At 45.2% G+C, this 12,137-nt stretch carries 14 protein-coding genes; 3 read left to right on the top strand and 11 right to left on the bottom strand.

What is annotated here, in order from left to right; all coding sequences use genetic code 11:
• The first annotated feature begins 62 nt into the window (after positions 1 to 62).
• Complete coding sequence (locus VRC33_RS19505; protein WP_338558517.1) at positions 63 to 284, top strand: hypothetical protein; 222 nt, start codon at positions 63 to 65, stop codon at positions 282 to 284.
• Between the two features lie 65 nt (positions 285 to 349).
• Positions 350 to 1,033, top strand: coding sequence for an HAD family phosphatase (locus VRC33_RS19500; protein WP_338558515.1), 684 nt, complete (start codon positions 350 to 352; stop codon positions 1,031 to 1,033).
• A gap of 131 nt (positions 1,034 to 1,164) precedes the next feature.
• Here VRC33_RS19500 and VRC33_RS19495 read toward each other — a convergent pair whose 3' ends face one another.
• Both VRC33_RS19495 and VRC33_RS19490 read right to left on the bottom strand, forming a co-directional pair.
• On the bottom strand, positions 1,165 to 1,746 hold the full coding sequence (locus VRC33_RS19495) for a class I SAM-dependent methyltransferase (RefSeq protein WP_338558511.1): 582 nt from the start codon (positions 1,744 to 1,746) through the stop codon (positions 1,165 to 1,167).
• Positions 1,746 to 2,759, bottom strand: a complete 1,014-nt coding sequence (locus VRC33_RS19490; protein WP_338558508.1) for an HNH endonuclease — start codon at positions 2,757 to 2,759, stop codon at positions 1,746 to 1,748. The genes VRC33_RS19495 and VRC33_RS19490 overlap by 1 nt, the downstream gene beginning before the upstream one ends.
• A gap of 566 nt (positions 2,760 to 3,325) precedes the next feature.
• Between VRC33_RS19490 and VRC33_RS19485 the strand changes: the two genes are divergently transcribed.
• Positions 3,326 to 4,288, top strand: a complete 963-nt coding sequence (locus tag VRC33_RS19485; RefSeq protein ID WP_338576824.1) for a hypothetical protein — start codon at positions 3,326 to 3,328, stop codon at positions 4,286 to 4,288.
• A 323-nt stretch (positions 4,289 to 4,611) separates the two neighbouring features.
• Here the strand turns inward: VRC33_RS19485 and VRC33_RS19480 are convergent, their stop codons facing one another.
• The 9 genes from VRC33_RS19480 to VRC33_RS19440 form a co-directional block, all read right to left on the bottom strand.
• Positions 4,612 to 4,914 (bottom strand): type II toxin-antitoxin system RelE/ParE family toxin, encoded by a 303-nt coding sequence (locus tag VRC33_RS19480; protein ID WP_338558502.1) that lies wholly within the window; start codon positions 4,912 to 4,914, stop codon positions 4,612 to 4,614.
• Positions 4,914 to 5,294, bottom strand: a complete 381-nt coding sequence (locus tag VRC33_RS19475) for a type II toxin-antitoxin system prevent-host-death family antitoxin (protein WP_338558500.1) — start codon at positions 5,292 to 5,294, stop codon at positions 4,914 to 4,916. The genes VRC33_RS19480 and VRC33_RS19475 overlap by 1 nt, the downstream gene beginning before the upstream one ends.
• Before the next feature lie 17 nt (positions 5,295 to 5,311).
• Positions 5,312 to 5,665: an endoribonuclease SymE gene (gene symE, locus VRC33_RS19470; protein WP_338558498.1), complete on the bottom strand. Its 354-nt coding sequence runs from the start codon at positions 5,663 to 5,665 to the stop codon at positions 5,312 to 5,314.
• A 451-nt stretch (positions 5,666 to 6,116) separates the two neighbouring features.
• Positions 6,117 to 6,617 carry a hypothetical protein gene (locus tag VRC33_RS19465; RefSeq protein WP_338558495.1) on the bottom strand — a complete coding sequence of 167 codons (501 nt, stop codon included), beginning with the start codon at positions 6,615 to 6,617 and terminating at the stop codon, positions 6,117 to 6,119.
• Entirely contained in the window at positions 6,614 to 6,976 is a 363-nt protein-coding gene (locus VRC33_RS19460; protein ID WP_338558493.1) for a tlde1 domain-containing protein, read from the bottom strand. The genes VRC33_RS19465 and VRC33_RS19460 overlap by 4 nt, the downstream gene beginning before the upstream one ends.
• 47 nt (positions 6,977 to 7,023) lie before the next feature.
• Positions 7,024 to 7,500: an Hcp family type VI secretion system effector gene (locus VRC33_RS19455; protein WP_338558491.1), complete on the bottom strand. Its 477-nt coding sequence runs from the start codon at positions 7,498 to 7,500 to the stop codon at positions 7,024 to 7,026.
• Positions 7,501 to 7,813: 313 nt separating this feature from the next.
• Positions 7,814 to 8,644, bottom strand: a complete 831-nt coding sequence (locus VRC33_RS19450; RefSeq protein ID WP_338558488.1) for a hypothetical protein — start codon at positions 8,642 to 8,644, stop codon at positions 7,814 to 7,816.
• Positions 8,641 to 10,245 carry a hypothetical protein gene (locus VRC33_RS19445; protein WP_338558486.1) on the bottom strand — a complete coding sequence of 535 codons (1,605 nt, stop codon included), beginning with the start codon at positions 10,243 to 10,245 and terminating at the stop codon, positions 8,641 to 8,643. The genes VRC33_RS19450 and VRC33_RS19445 overlap by 4 nt, the downstream gene beginning before the upstream one ends.
• Before the next feature lie 14 nt (positions 10,246 to 10,259).
• Entirely contained in the window at positions 10,260 to 11,750 is a 1,491-nt protein-coding gene (locus tag VRC33_RS19440; protein ID WP_338558484.1) for an OmpA family protein, read from the bottom strand.
• Positions 11,751 to 12,137: the final 387 nt, after the last annotated feature.

Below are 12,137 nucleotides of genomic sequence, written 5' to 3'. Positions count from 1 at the left end.
ATAGTGCGGAGTAATTGTAGTGTGATTGTAATCACAACCATCCTTTCAGGGAGAAAATGAAAATGTCAGAAACCTATGTTTTTTTGATAAAAGGGGAAGTCATCGTTCCTCAGGATCTGGAAGAGAACGAGGCTGGTGAAATGATCCGCAGCATGTTGGTGCAGGGGTTTACGCTCTCCCATCTGCATATCCATGCTGATGGCAGTACGGAAGCTATCAAAAGGTTCAATAAGTATAAAAAGATGTATAAGGCAGATGTTATTAAGGAGGTGATTCAATGTTGAACCGTTCATTATTAATGAATCAGGTAAGTATTAAACGTTGAGCTTGTTCTTTCATGGAGAAGATAATGCGCTTGCACAGAATCCCACAGACAGACGCTGTGTTATTTGATCTTGATGGAGTCATTATCGACTCTAACCCTGCGATTATTAATGCATGGACCAGTGTTTCAGAAGAGTATGGCTATACGTTAACCCGGGTGGATGTAGAAAGATTTATTATTGGTGCATCGTATGAATACACTATGAGGAGTCTATTCCCTGGAATGGCCCCGGATGTGAAAAGTGTTTTTCACAGTAAGGTAGATGAGTTGGAGCAGGATGCCTGGTGTGATCTCATACCCGGTGTGGCTAGTTTTATTGAGGATTTGAAAAGCTGCAATATCAAAACAGGCCTGGTAACCAGTAGTTGGCCGGAAAAAATCAACAGGGTTTTACAGCAACACAACCTCGATGGTTTTGACACTATCGTTTTCAGAAATGATGTTCTGAGAGGTAAGCCTGATCCCTTGCCCTATCTGGTTGCAATGGAAGAACTGCATCTGAAGCCGCAAAACTGTCTGATCTTTGAGGACTCAGATAATGGTATACGGTCGGCTTTATCATCCGGAGCCCATTGTATTGCCATTGATAACGACTTTAACAACCTGGTTTCCGTCAAGGATTTTACTGAGCTGGAAATTAGCACTGAAGATCTTATCTTCACATTCAGCAGCGGAGAAAAAGGGATCAGGCTCTACAAAAAATCCTGAAAAATCTTAAATTGTTCACGCCAACTATTTCAGAAACGTCGAGAGAGGTGTGAACAATTTAACTGACTCATCCATGTTTATACACTGCACCATTTTTGTACCAATGGCCGCGACCCCGGTATCGCATGAAGCTAAAAAACCTTCTTCAGCACAGCATTAATCCAGACATCATCACGTTCAGTCCGACGATCCTTGGTAGTCCACATCTCTGTTAACGTTAGCGCTTCTGACTCGCTTGTGATTTCCCGAATCCCTTCTTCATCCATATCTGTAAAGCATCGCCCATCTTTCTCTCGTTCCCCACGTCCATATTTAAATGATAAATACCAGACGCTGCCAGGCTTCAGCGCTATCGCCAATAATTTCATTACTTCCGGCAATTCTTTCTCTGGAACATGCAATAGCGATGCACAGCACCAGATACCGTCGTACTGCTCAACCGCCGTGAGATCCTGAAAGCGCATGACTTTCACGTGTTTGCCGGTAAGCTGCTTAGCGCGCTCAACCAGTTCTGCAGAAGCATCAAAAGCTTCCACTTTAAAGCCCATCTCACTGAAAGCTTTGGTATCGCGGCCAGAGCCGCAGCCGGCATCCAGAATGCGTGCACCGGGTTTAAGGTGTCTCAGGAAAGGCTTATAGACGGCGGACATATCCACGTCCACCGTATCATCGTAGAAGCGCTGCGCATTGTGCTGGTAATAGTCGTCATTCATCAGAAAATACCGTCTCCCTGTGCGGTGGGTTCCCATTCATGCAACAGCGTAAATTTCGCTGTGTCCCAACTGCGTTGCAGGAAATTATGCCGCAGAGTGGCCGTATTACCAGTCTGTCGGATCAGGGTTTCACGCAGAGGGAGGTGGCTGTTGATAAAATATTCGTTCCGGTCATACAGGCGCTGAAGCAATTTTGTCGAGGGGATGCGGGCGAATTTTCCCTTAGCGCCACGGTTACAGCTCTGGCAGGCGAGTACCAGATTCCAGACGCCGTTCAGGTTGCTGATACTGTCATTAAGCATCCACGGCAGGAAGTGGTCGACGTCCGCCAGGCTTTCTTCCCCGCTCACTAAGCTGACAGGGCTGAAGCAGTAAAAGCAGTAGCCTTTCTGGTAACCGTTCAGACTGTCGCGGCAGCTGGTGATGGCGATGCGCCTGTCGTTTCGACGGCTGAACAGCATCTGGCTGTCATCGTCATATTCCACCGCTATCAGATTACGTGACACACTCATCGCCCAGGCTTCTTCAACCAGTCGCCAGCGTGCATCAGTTTCCCGGATAAGGTTTGGAAACTGATCGTTCTCAGTGAGGGAGTAAAAATTATCTGTCAGGCGGATACCCTTTGACGTCTTACGTTCGTCGAGGAAAAAGCGCTTGTCAATTTCAGCCTGATTAACGTTATGAAAGGCATCAATGACGTTAGCAAAGCCTCGTTTGATGGTGATCTCAATCAGTTGTTCTTCGGTAATCTCGCTATTATTGAACTGCACACAGGCTTCCAGAAACTGGCTACGTCTGCTGGTGATCTGCTTAGGCGCTTGCTTGAGGTGCGCGCACAGATGGCGGGCAAAAGGGGCAGCAAGCATCTCCATCGTAATCAGGTCATTATCTGGCTGCTTAAGGTCATACAGCGCATGGGCCAGCGCAAATTTATAAGAAGCGACATTCTTGCCAAAAAGGATCACACCACGCCAGTAATGCTCAAGCTTAGGATCGGCCTGCCAGAAACGCATAAAAGTCCTGTTTTGTGAGGCGGCTCTGAAAAGAGCCTGTTACGCGATCACATAACAGAATGCGGTAAATGTAAACCTTCGGGAGAGAATTGCTTCATTGCGAAAAAATCAGATGATATAAACTTCGCCTGTTCAGCCCCCTTTATTAGACACTATCCTTAGCCATATTCCTTTGTTCACTCCATACTGGGTTTGGCTTCCTGATTCGGGATTTTTAAGGGTGATGGGTAAGGCTTACGTGCTTTCAGGTGCATAAAATTGTTATTTCTAAACCCAACACGGTCGTCGTTTGATGAATACCGAAGAACTACGAGCACTATGGATACGTGATTATGCTGTGGCGCTGCTCCCATAACTGTCCGGTCTGCATACAAGGTACTGAACTGGATTCATTCCTTTTGGCGGAATCGCTGAGGAAATCGTATCGCCTGGCCTCCGGGCCGAAATATTATTATGGTCGTGGATGGTTTCGCTGAAGTTTTAGTTGATGTAGTATAAACTTGTCCGAATTATATTTTCTATATTAATTTAGGGTTTTCATGTGCTATCACAAGGATAAGAGAATCATGCCTGATAAATCAGAAGTTGAACAATTAATTCATGAACTCAGATCTGAGTTAAAAACGGGTTCAATCGCTACAGAAAGTGAAAAAAAACCCATTAAAAAACTTTTGGCGGGAATCTACGATTCAATTTTGTACTTCAAAGAAGAAAAACAAAAATCGACATACGTTAAAAGCTGGGATGTGAACACTGCCCTGAATGCCCTTGCATTTGTAGCTTTCATTGTCTTTATTTTTACAAATGGAAGAGAGTCAGATTCAGATTTTATTGAATCAATAAAATTTCCGGCATATTGTCTTTACGTGATTTTATCCTTAATTTGGGTTGGTGTGCAACTTGAAAGGATAGCTGTATTTAAAGAACTTTGGAGTTTCGGGGTGACTAAGATAGTCTTTTCTTTATCCGTCACTGCCTTATTGGTTTATTGCTCTTCATCGGCATCATCTTTGATAAATGGAATATTTGGAGTTGATGCATCTGCATTACCGTATACTAAAAGCTTCTTGACAGGATTGGTTTTTTTTCAATACATTTACAAGCCGTTAATGGTTTTATTGATATTCATAGGGTTGGCACATTTTCTTCATTTAGGTATATATGCATATTATAAGATTAATGAGGATCAGGAAAAGGGTTTTGAATTCCCTGTGAATTCATTATTTTTTGTTATTTTTATTGCTATAGTGTGTTTATTTACCTGGAAATGGAATAATAACTATTTTGATGTAAGAGTGTTAAATAATAAGATTTATTCGATGGCAAGAAATCTTGATTTTAACGAATCAAATGCATGTAGTAACCTTCGTGGTAAGCATGTCGCACTATTATTCCTTGGCCAGAACCAAAAGGATGTTTTGATGGATTTCAATGTATTTAATTCAATTGATTTAAAAAGCCTCATTACAGACCATGATGTTGTGATTTATGATTCAGAAAAAATTAAGCTTGGCTCTTGTGTACAATGATTCTGTACAACTATTTTTTTCGGGTTTAAGCATTTAATGGCCTATCCCGCGGCCGTTATTTGTCTTTATTATCTGAGATAAGCCGCTTAATCTCAATAGTTAATCCGGGAACATCAACGCTCAATTTTCGCGTTCAGGGGTTAAAATACTGCTGCCAGAAGCCTTCATGCCATTGGTTTACCGATACCAATTCAGGCAGGTGTTTTGAATACGCTCAATGTTGGTAAAGTCGTTAGAAAATGCGAAAGTATAAAATGTAGATGTAATTATCAGGTTACGTGATTAAAGCACTCCAGTATTGAACCGCTATTACAATCATGTAACTACGGCTTGCGTTTCTGCAAGGCTTTAGACAAGCGTGACTGGTGAAGAATGCCGACAACTTGAATGCCAGCCTCGATGCGAAGAAAGAAGATATAGTGGCTTTCGTACGGCCAGAAAAATACACCGGGCCATGTCTCTTCACTGGCGTCCGTACCTACCATGTGTTCGGCCAGCATAGACATAGCGGCCCGCATACCCTCTAAGTAGACTTTGGTCAGTGCGGGCCCAAACTTGTCATTCGAAGCGGTTTTAACGTCTTTTAAATCTTCTTTGGCGTCATCCGTTAACGTGAATTTTCCCATTACAGATCTTTCATCACTTCATCAAATACTGCGTCACCATCGTGAAGCTGGCCATTTTTAGCCTGCTCAATTGAGCGGGCAAGTTTAGCGCGCAAGCTATCCAGCTTTAACTGCTCATATTCTTTAAATTCACTCTCAGGAAGGCACACAAAGGCAGTGCGCCCGTTTTTGGTAACCGTTACGGTTTCGTTCTGCGCTTTAGTCATCAGCTCGCCGAATCGTGTTTTTGCCTGGTTAGCAGTGAAACTAAGCATAGTTGCTCCTGTATGTACAATTTGTGCGAATCGCACCATTCGCACGATAATAGCCCCGTATAGCAGGATCCCGCCACTGGTTTCTTGCAGAAACCAGACTTTTACCGCTCGGGCAAGAATGCTCATTCAGTCATACAACTTCATCAGGAACTCGCCTGGCCCCGTACCCGCCGGGCCCCAACAATCCCGATAAAATCCTGAACCTGGCGTTGTTTGCTGGCAGAGAACTTACACACGCGCTTGAGTGCCTGCATCAGTTCCGGTTCTTCTGGTTCAACCGGACGGGCGGTAAGCAGCAGGCAGCCTGCCATTACCCGTACATCGACAAGCGTGCCGGTCTCAAATCCAGCGGCGGCCAGCCATTTTCCTTTAATGTTTATCGCCGGGATCTGCTGATAATCTGGAAAGGTGTGCGCATAACTTACTTTCAGTCTGCGGAATGCCGGGGCCGTCACTTCTTTTACTGCTGTGTCTGCATTACAATCCTGCTCAGCCATGATTACTACTCCGTATAGTCTTTATGGTTAGCGGTGAGACTGTGTTCGAGCACATTCTCATCGCGAGTAAAATACCCTGTTATTATCTCCAGTCACTGCGCTTAATTCCATAATAAATATCCTGTATGTGCAGGAAACATAATGCTGCTCGCAGAAAAAATGAAAGGGATGTAACAGAGGATATTTTCGGGAAATTAACACTTCTACAAAAAAAATAAAGTTTCTCCATTCATTCCATTACAAACTACGCAATAAGCTGATAATCCTGAAGCAACATTAACATGGGGGGTGGCTTTCAGCTTGCCTGCCCACATATGTAGGGCGCTGCCTGAATTTTATTTAATTGTTCACAATGCCGGAATTAGCACTACGTATAAGTGACGGGAACAAAAACAATAAAGCACCCCTGATCATTTTAGATGAGATTTATTGATTTTTTGGATAATGGTTGTCATTCAGTAGAAGTTTGGATAATTTGTTTTATATTAAGATTTAGAGTATGTAAGCATCTCTCTGCCAGGTGATTCTCTTTTGAAAGGGGAAGTAAAGTAGTACGTGTATTATTGTAATAGGTATAAATTTCCTGGCGGGTTGGTTCAATAAAAGGAAAGCTGCAGATGATGTCTACATTTTTCTTAGTAATGAATTTGAGTGTACTTACCGGATTTATGGACAACGCGTAGGCCATAGAGACATCTAACCCCTCCTGAAACGAAGTTATACCCTGAAAAGTTTTCTCTTTAAACTCCGGATAAAGTTCCAACCAGGGGGCAGACCCTTGCGAGATATAAGTCAGTATTTTGTCGAAATCCTGGTCTGTGAGTGCACTCACGGTATGACTACCTGATGCTGATTGTACTTTTTCATAAAGTCTCTGATCTGTTATTTTTCTTTGATAAGATGAACAGGCGCTGAGCATTATGATGAAAAAAATGAGATGATTTTTTTTCATTTTACGATTAACTCCCGGTCACCGCTTTCAGCTATTTCCAGCCTGGCATCATAAGTTGCAACAATGCAACCGTTAGAGGCGGTTCCCCGACCATTATCACCATGAATTAAGAAACCTGCTCTTCCACACATTTCATTCTCAATATAGGGTGTCAGACGCAAAACAAAGCGACCAGCAGTCTGATGTTTCGCAATAGGTCTGCTTATACGGTATTTACCACGCGGTAAAGAGCCTTTATTGATTTCACATTCGAATTCTGTATTGTTTTTGTAACCTTCAGCGCCAGCATATAGTCCATTAAACTTAAAAGTTCCATTTTGTTCAAATGTATTAGCATTAACATTATATATCCAGGTCATACTTTTCATCCCTGTGTGTTTGAAAAGGCGCTAACGCGCCTGAACATTTATCTGCCTTTCCATGAGTCAGAATATTGGATGTTACCATCACAATATTTCCACGTTATGCGCTCGTATCTTAAAGTTACTGATTCTAAATGATTCTGTTTTTCATTGGTCTTGACGTTATGCATGACAGGACATACAGCAACCACTTTGACATTTTCAAGGAACATATTGAAGTATTCTTTTTCAAATCCCGCATTATTAATCTGATACCATTTTATCTCGGCGCTTTTAAGGTTTTGTCCTGTGGAGACCGCCTTGTATAAATACGAGCTGGATGCATCGAACTCTTTCTCAATTTCCATTGCACTATGTAAACGTGTACCCGTTAACTTGCCCGTATGATTGTCTGTTGGAATGTTAAGTGAATGCATAAAACTTAAAACTTCTATGCTTCCCTCTCTGTCAATTACATCTACGCTGCCTTTGATATCTGCACCACCATCATCTTTCAGCCAGAGATATGCTGGGATTGCCATTTTCAAACTCCTTTTTTAAATATGCAAAACAAATCTACTATTTTAGGTGTTAAAAATTTTGACATTAATCAATTTGAGTGGGGATTTTAATGCTAAATTCATAAAGGTTTAAGTGTGAGGGGTATGTCATTTTTTTCATAGAAAATTTTTCCAGAATCAATGCGGTCATTTAACAGTTACTTCTCGGAATTTTTAAAAAGGAAACGTGAAAATTATTACTGAAGTAATATCGACAGGTTGTTTTTTTGTAAACCGAAAATAAAAAACGCCCCCAAAAGGAGGCGTCAGATAATAATAAAATCAGGGTTAAAAGTTACTTAATCTCGACAGTTAATTCAGGCGCGCCAAAGCTGATAAGCTCCGCGTTTGAGGCGGTGAAATACTGCTGCCAGAAGCCTTCCAGCTGCTGCATGATCTTCCCTGAGCGATAGTTATTCTTCGCTGAGGTATCAATCAATCCCGCGCCCGCCACGTACACCTTCGCACCGTTGAAATCGGCAATCAGGTTTTGCTTAGTGACCCGAGCCAGCTCCTTCTCAGGCGCGATCAGGCGGATCTGATTGTTGCTGTAGAAGCTGCCGAAATCGCTGTTCTCCAGCATATCGGAGACCAGCACCACAGACTTTGTCTGAGCCGGATCGCTCTTCAAATCCTCAGCGATACGCTTCAGGCTGTCGATAATCTCGCTTTTGGCGATGCTGCTGCCTTCAGTAGCAAAGCTGTTTGCCATCAATTTACCGATACCCTGATCGAAGAACTGTTTCTGTTTGACCAGACAGCTGTCCAGATTTTTCAGACTTTCCATGCCCATATTGTTGCGGGCTTTCTGATCGGTAAACAGCGCTTCCAGCCTGCCGTCAAAGACGCGCTTCAGATAGTTATCCTGCAGCAGGGCAGAGAACTGATACAGCACCACGCGGTCGCCAGGCTGAGCGTATCGGATCACGTGCTGCCAGATCGATTTCTTCAGATCCAGCGGCACCTTCACGGTCTGGTCGATGATAATGACCAGCTCGCGCCCACTCTCTACCGGACGTTCAGCATCCAGCTTCGCATAGTGATAGCAACTGGGGATATCGTTGCGTTCGGCGGCCTGAAGGCTACAGCTCAGGCCCAGGAGCATTAGCGCAAGCCAGCCTCTCATGCTTCCCCCTTCGCCCGCGTTTTATTCAGCAACTGTTGCACGCGCTGGCGTTTAAGCACCGCCTCTAAAGGCAACCCCTGATCGTCGGCAATCAGGGCCAGATCTTCTTCATCCAATCCGACCAGATCGCCCAGCGCAATGATGCGCTCTTTTTCGTCATCCTTCGCTGCCTGCACGGGCGCAACGATGTCGGCCGGTGTTTCTTCCTCAGGTAAAACCACATGCAATGCCGCACGGGGTGCTACAGGCTGTTGAGGCTGAGGTGTAATGACCTGAGCAACAGGAGCAGAGGCTGTGTTCTTAAGATGCTCATTGAATTCCTGTTCTGAGCGGGATTTTTCAACACGTTTGCCGCTGACATAATCAGTAAAAGTGGGCAGTTCGTTAAGCTGCTGACTTTGACTGCTGGTACGCTTCATCATCAGGCGATTCTGCAGTGAACTCAGTTTCTCCTGAGCATCACGCTCCACGCGTTCGCGTTTCATACTGTGCCAGGCAGAGAACTCTTCTGACCCACTGAAATTACCGGCGTATTTAGCAGCCTTTTTGGAATCTATCCCGGCAAATGAACGATACAGCCCGATCAGAATACCAATCAGCTGCACGCCCACAAAGATCACCGACAGAATGATAAAAGTGAGTTTGGAAGCAAAGACACGATTATTACCAATCTCTTCGGTAGCCTGGCTGTCAGCTTTGGCGTTATCGGCCACCGCATCCGCTGGCAGATCAAAAGGCGAGCTGGAAGTCTCAGTAGTCTGACTGAAGGGTGTCCCGTTGACGGCCTGAGTATCCATCGAATCAATAGTCGCAGCACGGACGAAATAAGCGCCAACCGCAAAGAACAGAATCAATGCCAGCGCAATGGCAGTTGCCCAGTACTGCGGGCGGCTGTGAACATTGGTGTTAATACGGTTAAACATCTGGATGTACTGCGGATCCTGATCGTCATCACGCGTGTTTTCCAGTGAAATGCCGGTATTTGATGTCAGTCCACGTGCGTTGTTGGCATGGCGAGCGTCGTCATACCAGTAACGGATTTTCTTGAGCAGGCTGTTTTTATGCAGTTCCGCGCCCATCAAATGCGTGGCAGGCACCAGCACAACACCAATCAGTACAGAGATCACAATGGCCGAGAACTCCGCCTGATTAGCTGAGATGTTGTTGGCGATGAAAGGGGAGAGAACCAGCGCGAAGATAAAGGCTTCTAATATCACCAGCGCCACGCTACAGATCCACAACACCGGTCCGGTTGGCTTACGGCCGCGTTCATTCACCTTGTTCAGGTAGTTAACGCAGCGCAGGTAAAAATCGGCGCTCAGATTAAAGGATTTGTGATGCTGCCAGTATTTAGCGCACAGCGCTTCTTCTGACGGATACCAGAACTTGCCGCCGGTACTTGAGCGTCGGGGTTCATTGCTCCGCGAAAGACGAGCGATATATCCCACCACGGGAAAGCTTGTAAACAAATTGAGGAAGAAGTAACTGACCTGTTCCCACCAGCGAATAAAGATAATGACCAGGGCAAGCAAGCCCACTAATGGCCAGAAAATATAGCGATAAAGGGAGATCGCTTCAGCGATGCTCTGAAAAAGTTCCATTGTCTGTTCCTTGATTAACTACGGACCGGTTGATAAGCGGCCATATATGCGCTGCTGTGGCTGGAATAGAAAAGCTGACCCTGCTGAGCTTTAGATGCATTTTTGGGTAGTAGCAGATCAATACAGGAAAGCGGCTGCTCTTTTTCTGTTGGCAGATAGATGCGGTAAAGAATGCTGTCTTCACCTTCCCACGCATTAGCTACAGCACTGAGTGGGGCATCAGCCTTACGGTTTCCGCTGCTTTGATAATTACGGGTAATCCAGACCCGCGGATCGGTTTCCACCCTGGTGTCATCTTTCAGCACTTTAACCGGGGAGATGGTTACCAGATGTTGGTTAACCAGTCCTGCCCATGCATGACCGTTCATATTTGGCAGATAATCTTTGGTATCGTGCGTCTCAAGTGGCTTACCGGTGGCCAGATTTTTGGCCAGTCCTGCCACGCGTGCATTGTCCGTCAGGCAGTTTCCTGTCACCGCACTGGCATTAGCCTCGGAGATCAAACTAAACCCACTACTGACAGGTTTCAGGTTTGCGGCCAGCGGTATGGTTGAGCCGGTGACGGGCTGGCCGCCAAAATCAACCCAGTTTTTGCCATTGGCTGTTCTGGAAGGAGCAGAAGCCGTCTGAACAGTCTCTTCCGTTTTAGAAGCTTTAGTCGGTTTGCTGGTAATTGAAGAAGATTTCTGTTTTGCCGGAAGTGATGCTTTGCGTGTAGATGAGGATGTTTTAGATCTTGCAACAGTGTCCGCTGACTGGGTGCCATAGCGGAGATAGGCGAGGTTATTACCTTCCTGCTCAACACGTTGCTTCAACAACGCCTCGTTAGCCAGACCGACAATTTCTACACGTCGGTTGGCTGCCCGTCCGGTGAAGGTAGTGTTGTCTGCCACCGGGCGTGATGAGCCAGCGCCCTGGAAATAGAGATGCTGAGGATTTAAACCAGCCTGTTGCAGGATACGTCCGACGCTTTGCGCACGCTGTTCAGAAAGCTTCTGATTCCAGCTTGCGTTACCGGTGGCATCGGTATGACCCACAATCAGTACCACGCCATTTTGATCGCCTTGCTTCATAGCCGCAGCAATTTTTCTGACCTGACGCAGCCCGTTAGCCGAAAGCTGAGCGCTGTCTGTGGTAAACATGCCGTTATCTTCAACCTGCGCGACGAGACCGACATTTTCTTTGCCGCTTTTTTCCTGAGACTGCAACGGATGGCTGTCAATTTTCATATGTTCTTCGGCTGCTATCTGGGCCAGTGCTTTTTCGCGATTCTGCCAGACATTCCCTGCAGCACATCCGGCGATCCCTCCGATCAGGCCGCCAGCAACAGCTTTCGTAGCATCTTTGGTGACCAGATAAGTCAGTCCTCCGCCTAATGCCGCACCACCAATACACCCGATGGCCGTGCCATAGTTTTTGCCAGCTTCCTGCAAACTGGCACAGCTTGAAGACAGCATCACCACGGCTGCCAGCAAACAGATTTTCCCTGAATACGTGCGTTCCACTTTCTCTCCTTTATCCTTGTCCATCCCAAAAAGTAAAATTCATCTGGCTTTATCCGCATCTGAAAAGGATAAAGCACTGAATAAAACGCGGTCTGAGTTATAACCAGCATTAAGCCGCATCAGGAGAGTATTCCGGAGCAGAATATAAAAAAGCTGGATAATAAGGTGACTGAATAAAACCCTGTATTAAGTCAAACCAATATGCGTTGTAAAGCCCCGCTATAGAAAAATGCGAGACCGGAAAGTCTGCGATCAGTAGAATGATAACGTGATGTTATTATTACCTATTGATAAACCAGTACATTATTACGATCTGACGACTTAATGTCCAGAAGTAACAAAGGCTAAAAATGAGACTGATATCCATTTTCGGAAGGGGTGCTCATA

The sequence above is a fragment of the Erwinia sp. E_sp_B01_1 genome, from assembly GCF_036865545.1.
Lineage (GTDB): Bacteria > Pseudomonadota > Gammaproteobacteria > Enterobacterales > Enterobacteriaceae > Erwinia.
Note: the sequence above shows the minus strand (reverse complement) of the source record. Positions and strands in the feature narration are given on the sequence as shown.